Below are 22,121 nucleotides of genomic sequence, written 5' to 3' on the forward strand. Positions count from 1 at the left end.
TCGATTGAAACCGTATCGCGCCATTGCGACGCGCTACGATAAGCTCAAACGAAATTACGAAAGCATGGTGGCCTTGGCATGCGGCTTTTTATGGCTACCAATGTGAAACGTCAACAGGCCCTAATGCCGTTGATTATTTAGGACAATTTATATGAAAACGGAGTGGCTAGAAGATTACTTTGCGCTGATCGAGGCAGGGACCTTCTCCCAGGCCGCTGAAAGGCGCTACGTGACGCAGCCGGCCTTCTCGCGCCGTATTCGTCAGCTGGAAGAGTGGCTCGGCGTCGAACTGATCGATCGCACTTCATCTCAGCTATCGCTTACCGCCCATGCACAGGCGTACGAGGTGCCGATGCGCAACTGGCTCGCCGGGCTCTACGCCATGCGCAGCCGCATACGCGCCGACGTGGAGCGCGGCCCGCGCGCCATCCTGACCACCCAGCACACCCTGACCGTCAGCTACTTGCCACAGCTTTTGCGTTACTTTCGCAACCGGGCCCCTGAAGCGCGATTACAGGTCAGGACAGCCGACCGCATTGACTGCATCCGCGATTTCCAACGCGGCGAAGCGGACCTGCTGCTGTGTAACGAGGTGGCGGATTCGCCGCTGTTTTTATCGCAGGACGATATCGCGCGCGTCACTTTGGGCACCGAACAGCTGATACCCGTATGCGCGGCAGACCGCCTGGGCCGACCGATATACGACCTGGAAACTGAACTCCGCCTCCCGCTTATCGGTTACGATTCCAACAGCTTTTTGGGCAAAATCCTGGCAACGCCCTACCTGCTAAACCTGCAGCGTCGCTATGAAATCGAACTGGTCTGCGAAACGGCCTTCACCATAGGCATTCGTGAGCTCTCACTGGCCGGGCTCGGCGTTGGCTGGCTTCCGCATGGCCTGATTGAAGAAGACCTGGCGGCCGGGAAGCTCGTCTCTTTGCTGGAAGAGCTCGGGGGGCCGAAGCTGGTAGTGGCCTGCTACACCCACCCCGAGGACAACGACACTAACGTTAATCAGCTATGGCAGCTGCTTAACGAACGCCCCCCTATCCTGTAACCCCTTGCCTTTGCCGCTTGTGGCCGGGCGCCAGCCCAGCGGCAAAAAGAGCGGAGCTTTACGGTAAGCGGCGCGGAGAGTACGCGGTAAGATAGGGCATTGAAGATACCCCTCAGCGGTTCCCCATGGCAGAGGGTAGAAAGGTGACGATCGCCGGAAACAGCCCGATCAAAACGACGCCGAGCATCATCAAAAAGAAGAACGGCAACGCGGCCCGGGCGATACTCAGAATATTGCGCCCGGTCATGCCCTGGAGCACGAAAAGGTTAAAACCGATGGGCGGGGTAATTTGTGACATCTCCACCACGATGACCAAATAGATACCGAACCAGATCAGATCAATGCCGGCGGTCTCGACCATGGGCAGCAAAATGGAGGTGGTCAGCACGACCACGGAGATGCCGTCCAGAAAGCAGCCCAGCAGAATAAACAGCACCGTCAGCGCGGCCAGCAGCATCACCGGAGAAAGCCCCAGCGTGCCGATCCACGCCGCCAGATCGCTGGGCAAGCCGGTAAAGCCCATGGCGGCGGTGAGAACCGAGGCTCCCGCGAGGATAAACGCAATCATGCACGAGGTGCGTACCGCCCCCATCAGGGCGTCGTGAAAGACGTGGCGGTCCATGCTGCCCTGCACCCTGGCCAGCAGCAGGGAGAGCACCACGCCGACGGCCGCGGCCTCCGTGGGGGAAGCCAGTCCGGCATAAATCGAGCCGATGACCCCAAGAATCAGCGCCAGCAGCGGAATGAGCCGCCGCGAATGACGCAGGCGTTCGCGCCAGGGCAGCGCGGCCTCGGCGGCGGGAATCTTCTCCGGATAGCGCCATGCCCAGACCATTAGATAGGCGGCAAACAGCCCGCTGAGCAGCACCCCTGGCAGAATACCGGCCATGAACAGCCGGGCGATGGACTGGTCGGTGGCAACGCCGTAAACGATCAGGATGATAGAGGGCGGAATCAGCAGACCCAGCGTCGCAGAGCCGGCCAAGGTGCCAATCACCAGCTGCTCGTCGTAGCCGCGCCGGGTCAGCTCGGGAAGCGTCATTCTCCCCATGGTGGCACAGGTCGCCGCCGAGGAGCCGGACACCGCGGCAAACAGCCCGCAGCCCACCACGTTGGTATGCAAAAGCCGCCCCGGAATACGCTGCATCCAGGGAGAAAGACCGGTAAACATGTCGTTGGCCAGCCGCGAGCGAAACAGAATCTCGCCCATCCAGATGAACATCGGCAGCGCCGTCAACTCCCAGCTGTAGCTGGCCCCCCAGAGGTCCGACGCCATGACGTCGCCGGTAGGAATGCTGGTGAACTGGCTCAGCGCAACCCAGCCAAGCCCCAGCAGCGAGAAAGCCACCCAGACGCCGCTGCCCAGCAGCACCAAAAGCGTGACGAACAGGGTCAGAGTCAGGATCAGCATGGGCGCCTCGTCAGGTCTGGTCGGTATCGCCGGGGATGAAGCTACCCGGGCGGCGAACGGCGATGGCCAGGGTTTGCCACCATGTTTCGGCAAGCGCCAGGCAAAACAGCACGACGCCGGCCAGCATGGCCGACTGCGGCAGCCACAGGGGAATGCTCAGCAGGCCGTAGGACGTTTCGCCGTAGGCGACGCTGTCGGCGAGCAGCTGATAGAGATAAAAGGCGAGGTACAGACACAGCGCCAGTGCCACGCTCAGACAGGCGACCTCGACAAACACCCGGTAGCGGGGCGGCAGCTGGCCGATCAGCAGCGTGACCCGAATGTGCGCGTGATGGATAAACGTATAAGCCAGGCCGAAAAAGGTGGCCCCGACCAGCAGGAAACCGCATATCTGAGCAAGCCCGGGAATGGTCAGGCCAATGCGGCCGGCCCCCACCGCCGTCGCCAAAATATCGCCAAGGCGGCCGAGAATCTGCAGGGTGATCAGGCCGCATATCAGCACCAGGCAGGTGGCTGACAAGTAGCCGCCCAGGTGATAGAGCGAGCGTAGCCGATAGTTCATGGTCACCTATCCTTTGGTGGCCGCCTTCAGGGTCGCGCCTGGAAGGCGGGAGAGGCTCGGCACCCGGGTAGCGACGGCAACCCAAGAGCCGCCGCGCCCGATGGATTAATCCTGCTGACCGCGATAGGCATCGAGGATTTGCTGACCCTGATCGCCGGCGCGCTCGACCCATTCATCGGTCATGGTATCGCCGATTTCCTGAAGCTTGTCCTCAAGCTCGGGCGTTGGCGTGGTAACGGTAATCCCGTTGTCCTTCAGCACGCCCAGCGCTTCTTGAGTTTCTTCACGGCTCATTTCCCAGCCGCGCTCTTCTGCCTCGGCGGCGGCATCGAGAACGGCTTGCCGGGTGCCTTCATCAAGCTGAGAAAAGGCACGATCGCTTACAATGATCATGTTTTTGGGCAGCCACAGCTGGGCGTGGTTGAAATGGCTCAGGTAATCCCACGCCTTGGTATCCGCCCCGGTCGCCGGAGAGGTAATCATGGCCCCCACCCGCCCGGTGCTGAAGGCGGTGGGGATATCCGGCACTTCGACCTGGGTAGGCACCGCGCCGGCAAGCTGCGCCAGCCGCTCGCTGGCATTGTTATAGGCGCGCATGTTGAGGTTTTGCAGGTCGTCGGGCCCGGTCACCTCGTCCTGGGTATAGATCCCCTGAGGCGGCCAGGGGACGGCGAACAGCAGGCGCAGGTTCTGCTTGGCAAGCTCCTCGTCGATGATGTCCCGAGACGCTTCCCAGAGTGCGCGCGCCTCCTCGTAGCCCGCCGCCAGATAGGGCACCGAATCCACTTCAAAAATGGGGTTTTCATTCGCCAGCCGCGACATGATCACCTCGCCGATGGGCACAATGCCCCGGCGCACGGAGTTTTTGATCTCGGCATGGCCAATCAGTGAGCCGTTGGAGTGCACCTTGATATCCAGCTCGCCGTCGGTGGCCTGGCGAACGTCCTCGGTAAATTCGCGGATATTCTCCGTATGGAAGGTGCGATCGCCGTAGGGCGTGGGCATGTCCCATTCGGTTGCCGCCTGAGCGCTCACGCTCAGGATAGACAGGCTTAAGCCAATAGCGCCGGCAAAAGCCAGGCGAGGCAATACGTTGCGTAGCGGCATGGTCGATGTTCTCCACAAGGCATTTATTATTCAGCGAGGCCACTTCAACGACCCCGTACCAGAGGAGCATAGAATTGGGGTAGCGTGAAGGCCAGGCCGTCCCACGATACAGTGTCAACGGTACCAACACTCAAACACCTATCCTGTCACGCCAACATCTTGGTAACTTGTCAGCCAAACGTCATCGGGAGGATCCATGACCTCACAGCCAACACCCCCACCGGCCTTACGGCTCAATGCCGACATGGGCGAAAGTTTTGGCCCCTGGGTCATGGGGTGCGACCGGGACGTGATGCCCCATGTGGATCTGGCCAACGTGGCCTGCGGGTTTCATGCCTCGGACCCGGACACCATGCGCCAGACCGTGCGCCTGGCCCGGGAGCACGGCGTAACGGTGGGAGCGCACCCGGCCTATCCCGACCTGGTAGGGTTTGGTCGCCGCTCCATGGCCTGCACGCCGGCCGAAATCAAGAACCTGGTGCTGTATCAGGTAGGGGCGCTCGCCGGGGTGTGTCGCGCCGAGGGCATGACGCTTGGCTATGTCAAACCCCACGGCGCCCTGTACAACGACATGATGCAAGACAGCGCCAAGCTGGAAGCGGTGATGCGTGCGCTGGCCGCCTACGATGCCGCCCTGCCGCTGATGGCTATGGCGACGCGGGAGACCGCACCGGTACAGCGCCTGGCAGAGCGGCACGGCGTCTCCGTCTGGTTTGAGGCCTTTGCCGACCGCGCCTACGACGGGGAAGGCCGCTTGCTGTCGCGCCGGGAACCCGGAGCCGTGCACCGCGATGTCGACCAGATTGTGGAGCAGGCCCGACGCATAGCCCGGGGCGAGCCGCTCACCGCCAGCGACGGCCGCGACCTCAGGCTCAATGCGGATACGCTGTGCGTACACGGCGACAACCCTGAATCCATCGCCGCGATCAAGGCGATTCGCGAGGTGGTTCAGGCCCAGGGGGCGAAGCCATGAAAACGGTGACGCTACCGCGCCTGGAGTCTGCCGGCATGGATGGCTGGCTGGTGCGGCTGTTCGACACCATTGACGAAGCCAACATGCCCTGGATGCTGGCGCTGGTGCGCGACTGCGAAGCGACCTTTGGCGATGCCCTGGTGGACCTGGTGCCCTCCTACACCACGCTGCTGGTGGTTTTTGACATCGACCGGCTGACCCCGGTCGAGGCGCGCCGGCAGCTGCGCACGGTACTCGCCTCGCTGGCGCCGGATGAGCAGCGCGGACACGCCGAGGTGCGCGAGCTGCCCACCTGGTACGCCCCCGGCGTCGGCCCCGAGCTTGAGCGCCTGGCAGCGCACGCCGGCATAAGCCGGGACGAGGTGGTGGAATGCCATGCAGGCGTGACCTATCAGGTATACGCGCTGGGCTTTGCCCCCGGCTTTGCGTTTATGGGCAGCGTGGATGAGCGCCTGGCAGTGCCCCGCTTGCCAACCCCGCGCCAGCGCGTGCCGGCGGGCAGCGTCGGGATCACCGGGCGGCAGACGGCGGCCTACCCCATGGCGTCCCCGGGTGGCTGGAACCTTATCGGCCGGACCGCGGCGGTACTGTTTGACCGCAAGCGCGACGGCTTTAGCCTGCTGCGGGTCGGCGACCAAGTGCGTTTTGTCCCGGTCTCCCGGGAGGAGTTTGCGCGCCTCGGGGGCGACACCACCGCCATGAAGGAGGCCCCATGAGCCATCACAAACCCGGGCTGCGCGTGCGGCGTGCCGGCCCCCTGGCCCTGCTCCAGGACGCAGGTCGCTTCGGCGTGCGCCGGCTGGGCGTCACCCAGGGCGGCCCGGCGGACATTCATGCCTGGGCTTGGGCCAACCGCCTGGCGGGCAACGCCTGGGGCGCGGCGGTCCTGGAAGTCACGTTTGGCGGCCTGGTGCTGGAAGCCGAGCGCGATATACGCCTCGCCGTCTGCGGCGCCGACCTCAACGCTACCCTGGACGATGCCCCGCTGCCGCTGTGGCAGAGCATCACCCTACGGCGCGGCCAGGTGCTGCGCTTCCAGCAGCCTGCCAGCGGCCTGCGCGCCTACCTGGCCGTCGCCGGCGGTTTTCAGGCAGCGCCGGTGCTGGGCAGCGTGGCCTGCGTGGCCCGCGAGGGGTTGGGCGGCCACGACGGCAACGGCAGCCCGCTGGCGGAAGGCGACGTTCTGATGGTGAGCAAGGCCGCCTCCCGGCGTGCAGACGAACAGCATGCCCCGGATGACGCACGGCCGGATTATCGCGCGACGCCCGAGCTGGCGCTGATGCCGGGCGCGCAGATTGCCGAATTCGACGGCGCGAGCCTGTACGCGGCGTTCAACCAGCCCTGGCACGTTGACGATCGGGCTGACCGCATGGGCGTTCGCCTGTGCGGCCCGGCGCTGCGCTGCCGCCTTGACCGAATGATTTCGGAAGGGCTCGGGCTAGGCGCCGTCCAGGTACCGCCGGACGGCCAGCCCATTGCCCTGCTCAACGACCGCCAGACCATCGGCGGCTACCCGCGCCTGGGAGCGCTCACGCTCCTGGCCTGCGCCCGCCTGGCGCAGTGTATGCCGGGGGACGCCGTCATCCTGAAGCCCGTGCCGGCCGAGGCCGCGCTGGCCGACTATCGCCGCTTTATCAATACCTTGCGTTAAATTTTCATCGGGGTGGGGCTGGCCAAAGCCACCAGCGCCAGCTTTCTTACATGCCGGCCAGGCCAAAATAAATACAGGCCATGACAAACAGCAGCAGGAAGAGCGTTTCCGCCATCATCAGAATAACTGGCTTCCAGCCCACCACGGCCAGCTTCTGGAAAGACGTTTTGATACCCAGCGCAGCAATGGCCGTGACCAAACACCAGCGCGAAAGGTCGGTAATCGCGTCGGTCGCCATCGTGGGTATCCAGCCCATGCTATTGATCAGCACAATGACGACAAATGCCACCAGGAAGCTGGGCAGAAGCGGCATTTTTCTGCCGCCTTCTTCCTGCCGGCTATGGCGGAAAATAAACATGAAGACCATGACCGCCGGCACCAGCATTGCCACGCGCATCAGCTTGACGAAGGTAGAAATGTCGCCGGTTCCTTCGGAAATCATGTAACCCGCCCCCACCACCTGCGCGACGTCATGGATGGTTCCCCCCAGCAGGATGCCGGCATCGCTGTCGCCCAGATTCAGCACAGAGACCAGCAGCGGGTAAACAATCATTGCCATGGTGGACAGAGTAGTCACCCCGGCGACGGTCATGATGGTATTGCGCTCGTGGGTCTCGTGACGCGGCATAACGGCGGATAGCGCCAGCGCCGCAGAGGCCCCGCAAATCGCTACCGAGCCCCCGGTCAGCAGCCCCATATCACGCTCAAGCCCCAGCACGCGAGCCAGCAGCGCGCCGATGGCAATCGTCAGCGTGACGCCGCCAATCACCGTCACCAGCGGACCGAGGCCCAGTTCGGCCACCTGCTCAAGCGTGATGCGCACCCCGAGCAAGGCCACCCCCAGGCGCAGTATCGTGCGTGCCGAAAACTCGATACCCGCCAGGCAGCGCCCTTCTTCCGAAAGAAAATGCAGCGTCATGCCGAATAGCAAGGCATAGAGCAGCGTGGGGCCGCCGTAGTTATCGGCAATAAAAGTCGTAGCCAGTGCAATAGTGACGCAAATAATCACCCCGGGCATAACCTGCTGGCCCCTGGCAAACAGGTTGGGCAACGACAGACGCGATTGCTCGAGACTCGACATGTTTTCATCACTCCTGAAAAATCAGCTTGCGCTGGGAATCACCTTAATAACCCAAAACACGAGGTAGCCATAAGGATAGCTGCGGGAAGTAGGCAATAACGAAAATGGCCGTAATCGAGGCCGCCGCAAAGGGCAGCGCCTTGAGGGAAATTTCCTCTACCGAGCAGCCCCCGATACCCGAGGCAACAAAGAGGTTTTCCCCGAGCGGCGGCGTCTGAAAGCCAATAGCCAACGAACACACCACCACAATGCCGACGTGCACCGGATCCATCCCCAGCATATACATGATCGGCAACAGCACCGGCGTCAGGATCATGATGGCTGCCAGAGTTTCCATGAACATGCCCACAAACAGCAGAAAGCCGATAATCATGGCCCAGATCAGATAGAGGTTATCCGTGACGGCCAGCATGATTTCGGCAATATAAGACGGCACCTGATTCTCAACGAGAAGGCGGCCGAAGACCGTCGCGGTAAACAGGATAAGAAGAACCCGGCCGGTAATCCAGGTGGTGGTCTCCAGGGTTTTCAGCGCCGGCTTTAATTCCAGCTCCTTATGCAGGAAAATCCCCACCACCAGCGTATAAAAGATCGCCACAACGGCGGATTCCGTCGGTGTGAAAAGGCCGCTATAAATACCGCCCAGAATAATAATGGGGGCCAGCATGGACCAAATACCCCTGCGCAGGGTGGTGCGGATATCCGCCATGGACCAGTGCTCGCTCAGTCCGCAGTAGCCACGCTTGCGTGAAATAAAGTAGTTGACCACCAGGATGAAGCCGGCGATGACCATGCCGGGGATGATGCCGGCAATAAACAGCTTGGGAATGGACAGCGTCTGGAAAGTGCCGTGCTCGGCAATGGCCTCGGAGGGCGGCTGCAGGCCCATACCCGAAATACCGAAGATCACCATGGGGATAGAAGGCGGAATCACCACGCCCAGGCCACCCGTTGAGGCGGTCACCGCAGAGGCGTAGCCGCGGTCATAGCCGCGGTTCGACATCGCCGGAATCATAAGCATGCCCACGGCGGCCGTCGTTGCCGGGCCGGATCCGGAAATAGCGCCAAAAAACATGCAGGCAAACACCGTCGCCGCCGCCAAACCGCCGGAGACGGGCCCGGCAAACGCCTCGGCTATGTCTACCAGCCGCTTGGATATGCCGGAAACTTCCATCAGCGCGCCTGCAAGAATAAAGGCCGGCAGCGCCATCAGCGGAAAAGCCCCCACCGAGGTAAAGGCCATTTGCACAAAGGCCAGCGGGTTCTCGCCCAGGGTCAGATACGTGGCTAATGCGGCAACGCCCAGCGAGATAGCAATAGGGGCGCCCAGCACCAGCAGCAGGAAAAATACGCCGAACAGGACATAGACAAGCGTCGTCATTCTTATTCTCCCCCGTTTTCTTTAAGTCGCGGCTCTTCCCGCTCTGTTTTGTCTATGCTGTCGAACTCTTTCTCCTCAGCGACTGGAGCATTCTTTTTTTTAAAAAACTTAAGGTAATTTTTCTGCACCACCCTTATGGTCATCGCGATAAAGGCAATAGGCAGTATGAAATAAAAATATTTCATCGGGACACCCATGGTCTGCGAGGTCCAGAAAAGATTCATCCGATTGAAGACAAAGTCATAGCTCAAGTATATGAAGAAGATATTAAACCCGATCCATATAATATCTGTAAGCAACTCGCAAAACGTTGCCACCCACTGAGGGAACATCTTGAATTGAAAAGTAATACGGTTATGGGCGGAAAGCTTTGTACCATAGGCCGCGCCCAGATAGGCAAACCAGACAAAGGCATACGTTGCCAGCTCGTCGCCCCAGGGTATCGAGTAGCTGAATACGTTCCGCATGACAATTTGCACGAACAGGAGTACCACAAACCCTACCAACAGAAACTGGCAAAGATACCCTTCTATATTATCTATAAGATAAAGCAGCTTCTTTTTCATATCAGCTACCACCTGACAAAACACTCGAGAAAGTAGCACCGGGCTTTTTCATCCGAAAAGCCCGGGCATGTGAGTGGCTAAAATCCTGAATGAAGGCTTACTTCTCGGGGGCCGGTTCGCGCTCCAGGATCTCCAGTACGTTATCCAGCTTGTCCTTACCGCCGATGCTGTCGTAGAAATCCGGCCATATGCTGGTTGCCTGAGAAATCCATTCTTCTTCGTTGTTATCAGGTTCGATAATTTCGATACCTTCCTCTTCCACCAGGCGCGTCTTGATTTCGCCTTCTGTCTCTTGCAGGTAGTCGTAGCTGTGCTGAGTTGCCGCCTCTCCGGCCTCCTGAACAAGCTTCTTGTTTTCTTCACTCAGCGCCTGGTAAGCCCCTTCGCCCATCACCAGCGGCTCAAGGGAGAAGACGTAGCAGCTATCGGTGATGTAGTCCTGAACCTCATAGAACTTCATGGCATCAATGGTGATATAGGGGTTGTCCTGACCATCGACGACACCCTGCTGCAGCGCGGTGAAGGTTTCCGACCAGGCCATCGGGTTAGGGTTGACCCCCCATGCCTGATAAGAGGCCATCATGATTTCGTTCTTCGGTACCCTGATAACCAGCCCATCCAGGTCCTCCGGCGAGGAAACGGGCCGCTCGGAGTTACTCAGGCGGCGGCAGCCGGAATAGGCCCAGCCCAGAATACGAACGCCGGCATCGCGAATGGTGTTTTCGGTCAGCTCATCTCCTACTTCACCCTGGGTCAGGGTCTTGGCATCTTCGGCCCCCTGGATCACGTAGGGCAGCGTCAATACGCCCACCGTAGGCGAAAAGGGGGTGATGTTATTGATCGCGATGATCGATAAATCCAGCATCCCCATACTGGCGTTATTCAGCGTGTCCTGCTCGCTGCCAAGCTGGCCATTGGGAAACAGGTCGACCGTAATCTCGCCGTCAGAGCGCTTTTCGATCTGCTCGGCAAAGTTCTTGCCCAGCTCATACTGGGTGCCACCGGCAGCATCGCCGATCGCCATTTTCCAGGTTTCCGCTGCCGCGCCGGTGCTAAGCGCGAGGCAAGCGGTAGAAATAGCAACAGAAAGTGTCAATTTTGGGGTAGGCATAATGTCCTCCAGTCCTTGTTTTTATTTTGATGGCTGCCGTCGGGCAGCAATAGTCTGCCCAACGGCGGCATCAGAAACATATACATGCTGACCCGTCTTCTTTTACGCACTCCTGGCGCCGTCCCATAGTGCCAGCTGGTCGTCTTGTTTGGTGCCAGCAAGGAGCTGCCACGCCACTAACTCGACTTTAGTCGCATCTTGTCAGTCATTACCGCGTGCCATAATGGCGCGTTATCCTTGTTTCATCTGGCAAGCAAAGGGGTCTAACGCCATGTTGCTTTTTCATCTAGACCCGGCACGGCCAGAAAGCCTGCAAAATCAGCTGCGCGAGCAGGTTGCCAACGCCATTCTCGACGGCCAGATTCCGGTTGATAAGGCGCTACCCTCCAGCCGTAAGCTGGCCGAGCAGCTAAACGTTGCGCGCAATACCGTCGTGCTGGCCTACGAGCAGCTGCTGGATGACGGCTACCTCATCGCCAGAAGCCGCAGCGGCTACTTCGTCAATACGGACGTGCTGGAGGGCCGCGCCGAACGCCCGGTGCGCCTCAACGATATCGATGCCGACCCCATGCCCTGGGAGCGCCTGCTGACGGCACGCCCTTCGCGGCAAAAAGCCATCCGCAAGCCGGTTGACTGGCACCGCTACGCGTATCCCTTTGTCTACGGCCAGATAGACCCGGCGCTGTTCCCTACCCAGCATTGGCGCGAATGCAGCCGCGATTCCGTGAGCGTGCCGGCTATCAACCGCTGGTCGGTGGATCATTTCACTGAGGATGACCCCTTGCTCATTGAACAAGTGCGCACTCGGCTTCTGCCCCGGCGCGGGGTCTGGGCCAAGCCGGAAGAAATACTCATTACGATGGGCACTCAGCAAGCGCTCTGGACCGTGGCTCAGCTATTGCTCAAGCCCGGCCGTCGCCTGGGCATGGAAAACCCGGGCTATGTCGATATGTATAACATCGCCCGGCTTTTGACCGACGACATCCAGCTGCTGCCGGTCGATGCCCAAGGCATGCGCCCGGATGACTCGCTTGGCCAGTGCGACCTTGTCTATGTAACGCCCAGCCACCAGTGCCCTACTGCCGTTACCATGCCGCTTCCGCGGCGCCGACATCTGCTTGACCTGGCGGAAATGAACAACTTTTTGGTCGTCGAAGACGACTACGACAGCGAGACCAACTATCAAAGCAACCCGACCCCGGCGCTCAAAAGCCTGGACCGCCACCAGCGGGTGATTTATCTGGGCAGCCTGTCGAAAACGCTGTCGCCGGGGCTGCGCCTGGGCTACATGGTGGCGCACCCGACGCTGATTCGTGAGGCTCGCGCCATCCGCCGCCTGATGCTGCGCCATCCGCCTACCAACAACCAGCGGACCCTGGCGCTGTTTCTGGAGCGGGGCTATCACGATGTGCTGCTACGCCAGATCCACCGCACGTTTCAGCGCCGCTGGCAGCGCATGAACGAGGCGCTAGCCACGCATTTACCGGACTTTCATACCTCGTCAACCATGGGCGGCACCAGCTTTTGGCTGCGAGCGCCCCAAGAGCTGGACTTCCGCAAATGGCAGGTGCTGGCCAGAAGGCAAAGTATTCTGATCGAATGCGGCGATATTCATTACTTCGATCGTTCGTGCAACGCGCATTTGCGGCTGGGCTTTTCGGCTATCCACGAAGACAAGATAGAGCCAGGTCTAAAGCGCCTGGCTGACTTGCTGCCGGAGGCCATGAACGATCGCCGCTGAGCCGGCTTATTTACGCTCATCCTTGAAGTTGTACCAGTGATACAAAAAGCGCTGCCCGATACGGCGAAACGGCGCAAATGCCTGGGATTCCACCATCTCCCTGACATTGGGGTACGGCAGCTTTGAGGTGAAGATCGGCATGTCCAGCCCTTCGCCGTCACCGGCGATCAGCTGCGCCAGGCGCCGCCCTGCCTGGGCGGAGTACATCACGCCGTTACCGCCGTAACCCAGCGCGTAATAGACCGTTCTTGTCGGGTCCGGCTGGAAAATACGCGGCATCAGGTCATGGCTGACGTCGACCCATCCCCACCAGGAATAGTCGATCCGGGCGCCCTGCAGATGGGGAAATTTGCGATGCATATCGCCAATGAGCATATCTTCATATTTCTTGTTGGGCGCCTCTTTCCCGGTAACGGCGCTACGGCTGCCAATCTGCAGCCGATTGTCCGGCAGCAGACGATAGTAGTGGCGCAGTATCCGGGCGTCGGTAATCACCTGGCGCGTATGCAGATGGCTGGCCTGTATCTCTTCGTCGGTAAGCACCCGCGTCACAATCGAGTTGGACAAGATCGGCATCAAGCGATTTTTCAGCTGCGGATGCAGGCTTTGCGAGGTATACCCCCCCGTCGCCATGCCGACGGCGCCGGCCTTCACGGTTCCACCGGGCGTTTTCAGGTAATGCACGCCGCCGCGGGTTTCCCAGCTTTGCACCGGGCTTGAGGGATGAATCTTGACGCCCAGCGCGCGCGCCTTGCGATGATAGCCAAAGGCCAGCTTGCCGGCATGAATGCCGATGCCTTCGGGCTCGTGCATCGCCCCCACCGTTTCCTGGTCACCCAGCCATTCATTCTTGACGGTATCGGCGTCCAGGATCTGCGCGTCGTAATTGAACGTATCGCGCAGCAGCCGGGCTTCTTTTTCCAATTCCGGCATCTGCCGCTTGCGATGGGCAATATAGAGGTGCCCGCCGGGCTGCGGCTCGCAGTCGATGTCCTTGATCAGCTCCTTGAACGTGGCCATGCCCGCCAGGCACTCATCGTGCAGCCGATGGGCGGCATCCAGACCGTAACGCTCGATCCACTCCGAGCGCGACAGGCGCCCCATGGCGCACTGGGCCTGCCCGCCGTTACGAGTAGAACACCCCCAGCTGGTGCGGTTGGCTTCCAGCACCGTGGCCTTGATGCCATAGTTCTGCGCCAGAAAGATAGCCGCGGTCAGCCCGGTAAAGCCCGACCCCACAATCACCACATCGGCGTCGGTATCCCCCTGTATGGGGCCGTCATCCGCCGGCGGCTCGCCCGCCGTGTCGATCCAGTAGGTGGGCGCATAGTCACGCCCGGTGCCGGGCGTCGGGTTCTTCAGCGGGTCGTACATGGGATCGTAAGGCCGTGACGGCGCGGTGCTTTGCTGCCCTACGGTGTTTTCGGCTTTATCGTGCTGTTCTGCAGTTTGCATAGCGGGTTCCTCGCGATCGGGCGGCCTTGTCCTGGAACGGACAGTTCCAGCGCGGAAAACTCAGGCATTAACCGGAGGACGGTTTTTGCGGAATGCGTTCTTGACGGCAATTTTGCCATCGCGGAAAGTAAAAACGTCGATCATGCGTGCTTCAGTACGCGCGCCGTCTTCAGTGGTTCCCTTGTAGGTAGTTTCGGAAAACCCCTTGTCGCCACTAACGTGGTGCTCGCCATCGACCCAGCAGGCGTCCGGCGCCGTTTTCCACGCGTTTTCCAGGCCCTGGCGCACTTCCTGCTGCCCGACAAAGCTTTTGCCCTGCAGCTCGGGGCCGGCCACGGCGTTGAACACGCAGTCCTCGGTCATCATTTCCATGACCGCATCGATGTCATGGTTGTTGAGGGCTTCACTGAAAGCCTGGAGGAAAGCAACGGTTGGCTGGCTCATCGTAAACTCCATTTGCAAAAAAACGTTGTCGTTGTTGTCACTATCGCGGTTATCACGCGGCTGTCACGCCAGAGGCAAGGCGTTTAAAAGCCAGTCTACTCCTCGATTTTTATACGCATTAGCGCCAGTTACCGGTCTTTATTTGGGCCAGAAGCGCTTTTCCGACCGCCCACCGAATGTCCAAAAAAACGCCCCTGTATCTTAAAACGAAACTTATCATTCCACTTTTTATATATTTCCAAGTAAGCTAGGCTGAACTCAGAATCGACATACGGCTTGAAGGGCCACACGCCACTGCCCTGCACCTGGTGCCCCCAAGGAGACAGACATGACAGATTTAGCCAGCATGAAGCCTGATACCTTGCGCTCGGTGCGCGAACTGTTCGGCATCGACAGCGATCTGCAGGTGCCTGCCTTCAGCCAGCAAAACGACTACGTGCCCGAGGTTGACGAAGCCTACCGCTTCAATCCGGATGTTACCCTGGCTATTCTCGCCGGCTTTACCCGCAACCGCCGCGTCATGGTTCAGGGGCTACACGGCACCGGCAAATCGACCCACATCGAACAAATTGCGGCACGCCTGAACTGGCCGTGCATGCGGGTCAACCTGGACGGCCACATCAGCCGCCTGGACCTGGTAGGCAAGGATGCCATTGTGGTCAGGAACGGCGTTCAGGTGACGGAGTTCCAGGAAGGTATCGTGCCCTGGTCACTGCAGCGCCCCGTGGCGCTTATTTTTGATGAATACGACGCCGGCCGCCCCGATGTCATGTTCGTGATTCAACGCATCCTCGAGCGCGACGGCCATTTTTCGCTGCTGGACCAGAACCGGGTCATCCATCCCCATCCGTACTTCCGCCTGTTCTCCACCGCCAACACCGTAGGGCTTGGCAACATGTCCGGCCTCTATCAGGGCGCCCAGGTGCTGAACCACGCCCAGATCGATCGCTGGAACATCGTCGCCAAGCTGGATTACCTGAGCGCGGAGGAAGAGGCCGCCATTGTCCTGTCGCGCGTACCCAGCAAAGATACCGCCCAGGGCCACGAGCTCGTTGCCGCCATGGTGAGCGTGGCTAATCTGACGCGCAAAGGCTTTGCCGCCGGCGATATCTCGACGCTGATGTCGCCACGCACCGTCATTACCTGGGCGGAGAACTGCGAGATTTTCCGCGACCCGGCACTGGCCTTCCGGCTGTCCTTTTTGAACAAGTGCGACGCTACCGAACGCCAGACGGTCGCTGAATACTACCAGCGCTGCTTTGGCCAGGAGCTGGATGAAGCCCGATTCATGGAGTAACGCGACATGAGCAGCAACGTCCAGCAGCAAGCCCGCCGCCAGCAGCAGGTAGAAGCGCTTTGCGCCGCCGCCATCCGCGCGCTCAGCGGCCGGTCGGATCTGCATTTTCGGGGCAAGCAGCTGTACCAGGGCGAGCACCGACTTCCCATGTACGCCCCCCACCACCGGATCGATACCGCGGTAGCGCCGTTTGCTGACTGCCGCGCCGCGGCGGACGGCATGGCCCTGCGGCTGCTTTACAGCGATGCCGAGCTGCACCGGAAGAGCTGCCCGGAAAAACCCGTAGCCCGGCTGGTGTTCGAACTGCTGGAGCAGCTGCGGGTAGAAACCCAGGTGCCGGCACATTTGCCGGGCATGACCGCCAACCTGGAGCAGCGCTTTAGCCGCTGGTCTTTGGAGTTCCATCGTTCGGGGCAAACCGAAAGTAGCAGCGGCCTTCTCATCTATACGATTGCCCAGATGAGCTGGTCTCGGCTGAACGCGCGTCAGGTGCTCGAAGAAACCGAAGACCTTATCGAGAGCACGCGGTTCTCCCTGGCCTCGTCCATGGGCTTGGCGCTGGCCGGCCTGCGTCACCACCGCCACGACCAGGTAGCCTTCATTCCCCACGCGCAGGCCGTGGCCAAGCTGGTCGATGAGACGCTGGAATCCTGGCAGGAAGGCGAAGACGGCAGTAATCACGAGCGCCAGGATGATGACGACGATGCTCAGCAAAACTTTGCCCTGCTGCTGGACTTTGACCAGGAAGGCGACGACGAGCGCTTTGCCAGCGCCCGCAGCGGCACCAGCAAGGCACTGGGCGAAAGCCGGCAGGGTTATACGGTGTATACCACCGCCTATGACCGCGAAGTTGTCGCATCGGATTTGGTACGCAAGGCGCAGCTTGAAGAGTTTCGCCAGCGGCTGGATACCGGCATTGCCGAACAGGGCATTAACGTACCGCGACTGGCGCGCCAGCTGGCGGCCATTCTGGCCACGCCGCAGTACGATGGCTGGCAATACGGCGAGGAAGAAGGCCGCATCGACGGCCGGCGCTTGGCGCAGCTGGTGAGCTCGCCTACGGAACGGCGCCTGTTCTATCAGGATCGCCAGCGCCCGGTTGCCGACTGCATGGTAACGCTGCTGGTCGACTGCTCCGGCTCCATGCGCCACCAAAGCGAATCCGTCGCCATGCTGGCCGACTGTCTGATCCGCGCGCTGGACATTGCGGGCGGGCGCAGCGAGCTGCTGGGCTTTACCACCAACGCCTGGAACGGCGGCAAGCCTTATCAGGAGTGGATGCGCCAGGGCCGCCCTCCCGCCCCCGGAAGGCTCAATGAAGTCTGCCATCTGGTCTTCAAGGAAGCCGATCGCGGCTGGCGCCGGTCTCGCCGCGACATCGCGGCAATGCTGAAAGGCAACCTGTTTCGTGAAGGCGTGGACGGTGAAGCCGTGGACTGGGCCTGCTCGCGCCTGCTGGCGCGCGAAGAGCAGCGCAAGATCCTTATCGTGATCTCCGACGGTAGCCCTTCGGACACCGCCACCAACCTGACCAACGACGCCTACTACCTGGATAACCATCTGAAAACCGTCCTCGCCCGGCAGGAGCGCCAGGGCGAGATCGATATTCTGGGCTTGGGTGTCGGTCTGGACTTAAGCCCGTTCTACCGCCACAGCCTGGCGACCGACATGTCACAAGCGCTGGATAATCACTTGTTTGACGAAATCGTGCAGCTGATCGCTCAGCGCATACACCGCTCATAGCGGTTGACCAGAGCCGTCACCTGCTAAATGAAAGCGGCTTTTACAGGAGTGGCAAATGGCCAACACCCCTCTGATACACCAGTTCGGCACGGGTACCTCCATCCGCAGCCGTGACTATACCGAGGCCTGCGTCCGGGCCATCCGCGATGCGCTGTGGCACAACTCCCTCAACGTGGCCGAAGCCTTTGACTTCCCCCGCGAGGCGATGGAGATCGACGTGCAGCTTGGCGTTCCCTGCCCGGAAGAAGTGGATTCCCGGGTTCTGCCGGAGGTTTTCCCCTACGGCAAACCCCGTATTACGCTGACCCGGGGCGGGCTCGAGGTTCCCAAACCCGACGGCAGCGGCGCCAGCGTCATTGCCAACGCTGTCCTTACCGTCTCTCTGGCAATGGAGTCCGATAATGGCTGAAAAGCGACTTATCCTGGCCATGGGTAGCGGCCATGCCGACGTTCACGAAGGCTACACCCAAGCCGCCCGCCACGCCGTCAACGATGCCCTGAGCCACTCTTCGCTGGCCCTTTTTCAATCGCTTGAGCTCGATGAACGCCAGACGCGGGTCGAAGTGACGATCGGCGTACCAAAGCCGGACAGCATAGACGAGCAAGCCATTATCGCCGAGCTGACAGCCGGGCAGGTGAGCGTCACGGTGCGCCACGGCGGCCTCGATGTTCAGGGGCCGGACGGCAGCCCCTCCCGCCTTGTTGCTGCCGCGGCAGTGGCCGTATTTCTCGCCGTTTAGCCAGGGCGGCCCGGCCGCTTCAAGACAAGAGGCCGGCCGCCATCAATGACACGCCGATTATCATCAGCATGACAAACACCAGCCGCCGCATCGCCAGTGCCGAGAGCGGCGGTGGCCAGCGCCGGCCAACCCAGGTTGCCGCCACCACGGCCGGAAAGGACCAGCCGACGAGCGCCAGGATATCAAGGCTTAGCTGCCCCTGAACGGCGATAAACAGCGTGCGTATACCCGCCGTGACGGCAAAGAGTAAAATCAAGGTGTGACGAATACGTGCGGGGGGAAGCGGCTGGCGATAATAGTGATAAATCAGCGGCGGCCCGGCTATACCCAAAAGCCCACCGAGAAAGCCGGAGAAGCCGCCAAAAAGGGTGAAGCTGGCAGGACTGGCGATATGCGCCTGGTGAGCCGGCTTCAACAGCAGACCGGCGGCGCCGTAAAGAATGACCCCGCCAAGCACGACCCTGAGTACTGACGAGGCTTCATCGCTTAGGTAGTGCAGCATCGCCACCCCGACCAGAATACTTGGCACAACGCCCAGCATCACCGCCCACACCGAGGGCCAGTAAATATGCTGCAAGCGCCCGGGGAGCGCCACCACGCAGTTGATGAGCAGCATCAAGCTGATCACCGCGGCAACCGTGGCCACCGAGGCGACTTCCAGGCCCCCGGCCAGGCCCATGACGATCATGCCCAGGCCAAAGCCCGTCACCGTTTGCAAATAGCCGCCCAGGCCGGCAATGAGCAGAAACAGCCACGGCACCTCAGCAACGATTGCCATCGACGATTCAGCCTTTAGCGCCGGCGCACTTTTCGCTCGCCTGAGCCTGGACCGACGTCACGGCAATGACGTGGTAAATATCGTCGACGCTACAGCCGCGCGACAGATCGTTGGCCGGCTTGTTCAGCCCCTGCAGCAGCGGGCCGATCGCGTCAGCGCCGCCTATACGCTCCGCCATTTTATAGCCGATGTTGCCAGCGTTCAGATTGGGAAATACCAGGACGTTGGCGCGGCCCTTGACGCGAGAGTCCGGCAGTTTTTTCTCGGCAATGTCGGGCACAATCGCAGCGTCCAGCTGCACGTCTTCATCAATGGCCAACTCCGGGCGCTGCTGCTGTACCGCTTGGGCAGCGTCACGCACGCGATCCACATGTTCGTGCTGGGCGCTGCCGCTGGTGGAAAAGGACAGCATCGCCACTCGGGGCTCTTCATCCAGCAGCGTTTCTGCACTGTCGGCTGCAGCAAGCGCGATCTGAGAGAGCTGCTCGGCGTCAGGATCAACCATCAACCCGCAGTCTGCAAAGATCAGCCCGCCCTTGAGACGGTGAAACGGCTGACACAGCATCATCAGAAAGAAGCTGGATACAAGCGAACTCCCCGGCGCCAGGCCCAGCGTCTGAATGGCGTTGCGCACCACGTCGGCCGTCGTGTTGACCGCGCCGGCAACGGAGCCGTCAGCATGGCCTTCGCGCACCAGCATATGCGCAAAGCACAAGGGGTCACGCACGCTGGACTCGGCCTGCTCGCGGGTCATGCCCTTTTTCTCGCGCAGCGCGTGCAGGGCCTGCGCCAGGCTTTCCGTCAGCGGTGAGGTAGCGGGATCCACTACCTCAAACGTCGAAACGTCAACGCCATGGTCCCGGGCAGCCGCGGCAACGGCCTTTTCAGCGCCTACGAGTATGACCCGGGCAATGCCTGCCTCAGCGGCCTTTGCTGCCGCGCGCAGTACGCGCTCGTCCTCGCCTTCACACAGCACAATGCGTTTGGGGTCGTGCCGAGCATTATCCAGTATTTGATTTAACGCTTTCATGGTACCTGCCTATACCGCTAACAGGGCGGTAGAACGTAAAACCCCCGGCCAGGCCGGGGGTAAAGACATAATAGCGCTCAGGCCTTATACGTAATCCTGGTACTTCTCGAGCAGACGCACCGGCTTTTTCAGCGCGTCACGACGGAAGGGGTCGCCCAGCTCGCGTGTACACATGATCTCGATGACGGTGGTTTTACCTTCGTTCATCTGCATGTCGACGGCTTTCTTCAGGGCCGGACCCACGTCTTCCAGGCGGTCAACGGTAATGCCTTCGGCACCCATGGAGCGTCCCATCTCCGCGAAGCTCTGGTTATCCAGCTCGCCGGCGACAAAGCGATGGTTATAGAACTCCACCTGGTTCTTCTTCTCGGCGCCCCACTGGCGGTTGTGGAATACCACGGCGGTGACCGGAATATCGTGACGTACTGACGTCATAATTTCCGTCATGCTCATGGCCCAGGCGCCGTCGCCGGCATAGGCAATCGCCGGGCGCTCGGGAGCTGCGGCCTTGGCACCGATGATGGTCGGCAGGGCGTACCCGCAGTTGCCAAAGCTCATCGGCGCAAAGAAGCTACGGGGCTTATCAAAGCGCAGGTAGCTGTGGGCCACCGCGTTGATATTGCCGATGTCGGTCGACACCATCTTGTCTTCCGGCATGGCCTTTTCCAGCTCCCGCAGCACTTGCCGCGGGTGCAGGTAAGCACCGCCGGAGAAGGGCTTTTCACCCTTGGCCTCATCAATGGCGTCAAGGCTGTAGGGGTCGTCTTCGTGAGACCACTCGTCCAGCTCTTTTTCCCAGGCCGCCTTCTCGCTGGCAATACGCTCAGCGCGCTCGTCGCGGCTTGAGTCACAGACCAGGTTGCGCTCTTGCAGGCGCTCGGTAAGCGCGTCGGCCGCTTCCCGAGCATCGCCGCAAATGCCTACGGCAATTTTCTTCACCAAACCAAGCATCTTGTGATCGGCATCGACCTGGATGATCTTGGCATTCTTCGGCCAGTAATCCATGCCGTGCTGGGGCAGCGTGCCGAAAGGCCCAAGACGGGTACCCAGAGCAACGACAACGTCAGCGTCGGCGATCAGCTTCATGCCGGCTTTTGACCCCTGGTAGCCAAGAGGACCACACCACTGCGGATGGCTGGCCGGGAAAGAGTCATTATGCTGATAGCTGTTGACGACGGGTGCGCCCAGCCGCTCAGCAAGCGCCTTACAGGCATCGACGCCGTCCGCCATCACCACACCGCCACCGGAAACGATGACCGGGAAACGCGCCTCGGCGAGAAGCTCGGCGGCTTCGTCCAGGCTCTTGGGCCCGCCGGGACCGCGGTCGAGCTCCAGCGGCCGGGGAATCTCGGCTTCAATCTCACCGTAAAAGTAGTCGCGGGGAATATTGAGCTGGGTAGGCCCGATTTCCGTCATGGCCCGCTCAAAGCAGCGGCCCGTGTATTCGGCCATGCGCGCCGGATGCGTCACATGCCCCTGATACTTGACGAACTCCTGAAACATCGGCAGCTGGTTACATTCCTGGAAACCGCCCAGCCCGATACCCATGGTGCCGGTTTCCGGCGTAATGGCCACTACCGGGCTGTGCGCCCAGTATGCCGCGGCAATGCCGGTAACGCTGTTGGACACGCCGGGGCCGTTTTGGCCGATCAACACGCCGTGGCGGCCGGATACCCGGGCATAGCCATCGGCCATGTGCGCCGAGCCCTGCTCGTGCACTACCGGGATCAGGCGGATGCCGGCGGGCGCAAAAATATCCATGGCGTCCATGAAGGCCGAGCCCATGATGCCAAAAATATCGGTAACGCCGTTGGCCACCAGCGTCTCAACGAACGCCTCGGAAGGCGTCATCTTCTGCTTGCCTTCAACAACCTGGCGGTTATCTGTGGGGTTCTGCGTGCTCATGAATCATCTCCGGATCAGTACCGAGGCTTTCGCCTGAAAAATTCATTTTATTGTATGTTTAATTCCGGAAAACGGAATGACTTGAAAT

At 60.7% G+C, this 22,121-nt stretch carries 21 protein-coding genes and 1 pseudogene; 10 read left to right on the forward strand and 12 right to left on the reverse strand.

Annotated features, from left to right (window positions below):
• Both RS027_RS10590 and RS027_RS10595 read left to right on the forward strand, forming a co-directional pair.
• Positions 1-106, forward strand: a pseudogene (locus tag RS027_RS10590) (IS5/IS1182 family transposase); the annotation flags it as partial.
• A 45-nt stretch (positions 107-151) separates the two neighbouring features.
• Positions 152-1,057, forward strand: a complete 906-nt coding sequence (locus RS027_RS10595; RefSeq protein ID WP_311956635.1) for a LysR family transcriptional regulator — start codon at positions 152-154, stop codon at positions 1,055-1,057.
• Between the two features lie 112 nt (positions 1,058-1,169).
• Here RS027_RS10595 and RS027_RS10600 read toward each other — a convergent pair whose 3' ends face one another.
• From RS027_RS10600 to RS027_RS10610, 3 genes are all read right to left on the reverse strand, one after another.
• Positions 1,170-2,468 carry a TRAP transporter large permease gene (locus RS027_RS10600; protein ID WP_311956636.1) on the reverse strand — a complete coding sequence of 433 codons (1,299 nt, stop codon included), beginning with the start codon at positions 2,466-2,468 and terminating at the stop codon, positions 1,170-1,172.
• A gap of 10 nt (positions 2,469-2,478) precedes the next feature.
• On the reverse strand, positions 2,479-3,030 hold the full coding sequence (locus RS027_RS10605; protein WP_311956637.1) for a TRAP transporter small permease: 552 nt from the start codon (positions 3,028-3,030) through the stop codon (positions 2,479-2,481).
• Between the two features lie 105 nt (positions 3,031-3,135).
• Positions 3,136-4,137 carry a TRAP transporter substrate-binding protein gene (locus RS027_RS10610; RefSeq protein ID WP_311956640.1) on the reverse strand — a complete coding sequence of 334 codons (1,002 nt, stop codon included), beginning with the start codon at positions 4,135-4,137 and terminating at the stop codon, positions 3,136-3,138.
• 196 nt (positions 4,138-4,333) lie between these two features.
• Here RS027_RS10610 and RS027_RS10615 point away from each other — a divergent pair, with 196 nt between their 5' ends.
• Genes RS027_RS10615 through RS027_RS10625 form a run of 3 tightly spaced genes read left to right on the forward strand, consistent with a single transcriptional unit; the run spans position 4,334 to position 6,761 of the window.
• On the forward strand, positions 4,334-5,110 hold the full coding sequence (locus RS027_RS10615) for a 5-oxoprolinase subunit PxpA (RefSeq protein WP_311956642.1): 777 nt from the start codon (positions 4,334-4,336) through the stop codon (positions 5,108-5,110).
• Positions 5,107-5,826 carry a 5-oxoprolinase subunit PxpB gene (pxpB, locus tag RS027_RS10620; RefSeq protein WP_311956648.1) on the forward strand — a complete coding sequence of 240 codons (720 nt, stop codon included), beginning with the start codon at positions 5,107-5,109 and terminating at the stop codon, positions 5,824-5,826. The genes RS027_RS10615 and pxpB overlap by 4 nt, the downstream gene beginning before the upstream one ends.
• Entirely contained in the window at positions 5,823-6,761 is a 939-nt protein-coding gene (locus RS027_RS10625) for a 5-oxoprolinase subunit C family protein (RefSeq protein WP_311956651.1), read from the forward strand. The genes pxpB and RS027_RS10625 overlap by 4 nt, the downstream gene beginning before the upstream one ends.
• Before the next feature lie 46 nt (positions 6,762-6,807).
• Here the strand turns inward: RS027_RS10625 and RS027_RS10630 are convergent, their stop codons facing one another.
• The 4 genes from RS027_RS10630 to RS027_RS10645 form a co-directional block, all read right to left on the reverse strand.
• Positions 6,808-7,842 carry a YeiH family protein gene (locus tag RS027_RS10630; RefSeq protein ID WP_311956655.1) on the reverse strand — a complete coding sequence of 345 codons (1,035 nt, stop codon included), beginning with the start codon at positions 7,840-7,842 and terminating at the stop codon, positions 6,808-6,810.
• 43 nt (positions 7,843-7,885) lie between these two features.
• Positions 7,886-9,223, reverse strand: coding sequence for a TRAP transporter large permease (locus RS027_RS10635; RefSeq protein ID WP_311956657.1), 1,338 nt, complete (start codon positions 9,221-9,223; stop codon positions 7,886-7,888).
• Between the two features lie 2 nt (positions 9,224-9,225).
• Complete coding sequence (locus tag RS027_RS10640) at positions 9,226-9,789, reverse strand: TRAP transporter small permease (RefSeq protein WP_311956659.1); 564 nt, start codon at positions 9,787-9,789, stop codon at positions 9,226-9,228.
• 97 nt (positions 9,790-9,886) lie between these two features.
• Positions 9,887-10,900, reverse strand: a complete 1,014-nt coding sequence (locus RS027_RS10645) for a TRAP transporter substrate-binding protein (protein WP_311956663.1) — start codon at positions 10,898-10,900, stop codon at positions 9,887-9,889.
• Between the two features lie 271 nt (positions 10,901-11,171).
• Between RS027_RS10645 and pdxR the strand changes: the two genes are divergently transcribed.
• Positions 11,172-12,641, forward strand: coding sequence for a MocR-like pyridoxine biosynthesis transcription factor PdxR (gene pdxR / locus RS027_RS10650; RefSeq protein ID WP_311956666.1), 1,470 nt, complete (start codon positions 11,172-11,174; stop codon positions 12,639-12,641).
• Positions 12,642-12,647: 6 nt separating this feature from the next.
• On the opposite strand, the gene RS027_RS10655 is transcribed toward pdxR, so the two are convergent.
• Positions 12,648-14,096 (reverse strand): NAD(P)/FAD-dependent oxidoreductase, encoded by a 1,449-nt coding sequence (locus tag RS027_RS10655; protein ID WP_311956668.1) that lies wholly within the window; start codon positions 14,094-14,096, stop codon positions 12,648-12,650.
• Positions 14,097-14,156: 60 nt separating this feature from the next.
• Positions 14,157-14,540 carry a nuclear transport factor 2 family protein gene (locus RS027_RS10660; RefSeq protein ID WP_311956671.1) on the reverse strand — a complete coding sequence of 128 codons (384 nt, stop codon included), beginning with the start codon at positions 14,538-14,540 and terminating at the stop codon, positions 14,157-14,159.
• Positions 14,541-14,868: 328 nt separating this feature from the next.
• Between RS027_RS10660 and RS027_RS10665 the strand changes: the two genes are divergently transcribed.
• The 4 genes from RS027_RS10665 to RS027_RS10680 are packed head-to-tail and all read left to right on the forward strand — an operon-like array spanning position 14,869 to position 18,320.
• Entirely contained in the window at positions 14,869-15,837 is a 969-nt protein-coding gene (locus RS027_RS10665) for an AAA family ATPase (RefSeq protein WP_311956672.1), read from the forward strand.
• Positions 15,838-15,843: 6 nt separating this feature from the next.
• On the forward strand, positions 15,844-17,580 hold the full coding sequence (locus RS027_RS10670) for a cobaltochelatase CobT-related protein (RefSeq protein ID WP_311956674.1): 1,737 nt from the start codon (positions 15,844-15,846) through the stop codon (positions 17,578-17,580).
• Positions 17,581-17,635: 55 nt separating this feature from the next.
• Entirely contained in the window at positions 17,636-17,989 is a 354-nt protein-coding gene (locus RS027_RS10675) for a Lin0512 family protein (protein ID WP_311956676.1), read from the forward strand.
• A complete protein-coding gene (locus RS027_RS10680) occupies positions 17,982-18,320 on the forward strand; it encodes a Lin0512 family protein (protein WP_311956678.1) in 339 nt (112 codons plus the stop codon). The genes RS027_RS10675 and RS027_RS10680 overlap by 8 nt, the downstream gene beginning before the upstream one ends.
• Positions 18,321-18,339: 19 nt before the next feature.
• On the opposite strand, the gene RS027_RS10685 is transcribed toward RS027_RS10680, so the two are convergent.
• The 3 genes from RS027_RS10685 to xsc all read right to left on the reverse strand — a co-directional run bounded on the left by RS027_RS10685 (position 18,340) and on the right by xsc (position 22,033).
• Positions 18,340-19,098, reverse strand: a complete 759-nt coding sequence (locus RS027_RS10685; RefSeq protein ID WP_311956680.1) for a TSUP family transporter — start codon at positions 19,096-19,098, stop codon at positions 18,340-18,342.
• Between the two features lie 7 nt (positions 19,099-19,105).
• Positions 19,106-20,128 (reverse strand): phosphate acetyltransferase, encoded by a 1,023-nt coding sequence (gene pta, locus RS027_RS10690; RefSeq protein WP_311956682.1) that lies wholly within the window; start codon positions 20,126-20,128, stop codon positions 19,106-19,108.
• 84 nt (positions 20,129-20,212) lie between these two features.
• On the reverse strand, positions 20,213-22,033 hold the full coding sequence (gene xsc, locus RS027_RS10695) for a sulfoacetaldehyde acetyltransferase (protein ID WP_311956684.1): 1,821 nt from the start codon (positions 22,031-22,033) through the stop codon (positions 20,213-20,215).
• Between the last annotated feature and the right edge of the window lie 88 nt (positions 22,034-22,121).

Source organism: Halomonas garicola (assembly GCF_031935715.1).
GTDB lineage: Bacteria > Pseudomonadota > Gammaproteobacteria > Pseudomonadales > Halomonadaceae > Vreelandella > Vreelandella garicola.